We start from the raw sequence: 894 nt of genomic DNA on the forward strand, positions 1-894 counted from the left end.
TGCTACTTGTTCCGCAGGTTCCTGGACTCGTGTATTCTATCGTATATGTGGTTCCTGAAAGTCCATTAGTTACCGTTCCGCTAGTTGCGTTTATTGTTGCACCATCGGTTGGTATTGGATTAAAAGTAAAACTCCCACCAAGATCTCCTGTGATATTTGCGGTGCCGCCATCACAAGTTGCTGTCGTATTAAAAGAAGCATTCCCGGAGGATAAAACAGTTACCGTTTGTGTGCTACTTGTTCCGCAGGTTCCTGGACTCGTGTATTCTATAGTATAGGTTGTTCCAGAAATACCATTAGTAATCGTTCCGCTAGTTGCGTTTATTGTTGCGCCATCGGATGGTATTGGATTAAAAGTAAAGCTTCCGCCAAGATCTCCTGTGATATTTGCGGTGCCGCCATCACAAGTTGCTGTCGTAGAAAATGAAGCATTTCCGGAGGTTAAAACAGTTACCGTTTGTGTGCTACTTGTTCCGCAGGTTCCTGGACTCGTGTATTCTATAGTATAGGACGCTCCTGAAATTCCATTAGTTACCACTCCGCTAGTTGCATCTATTGTTGCTCCATCGGTTGGGATCGGATTAAAAGTAAAGCTTCCACCAAGATCTCCTGTGATATTTGATGTTCCGCCATCACAAGTTGCTGTCGTATTAAAAGAAGCGTTTCCTAAAGTTAAAACAGTTACCGGTTGTGTGCTACTTGTTCCGCAGGTTCCTGGACTCGTGTATTCAATAGTATAGATCGCTCCTGAAATTCCATTAGTTACCGTTCCGCTAGTTGCGTTTATTGTTGCTCCATCCGTTGGCATCGGATTAAACGTAAAGCTCCCACCAAGATCTCCGGTAATATTTGCGGTGCCGCCATCACAAGTAGATGTCATATTAAAAGAAGCAT

General features: G+C 43.7%; 1 pseudogene. It reads right to left on the reverse strand.

Features of this window, described 5'->3' with window-relative positions:
• Positions 1-894: pseudogene (locus ACVCZW_RS00455) on the reverse strand (hypothetical protein); the annotation flags it as partial.

The organism is Lacinutrix sp. MEBiC02595 (genome assembly GCF_053601555.1).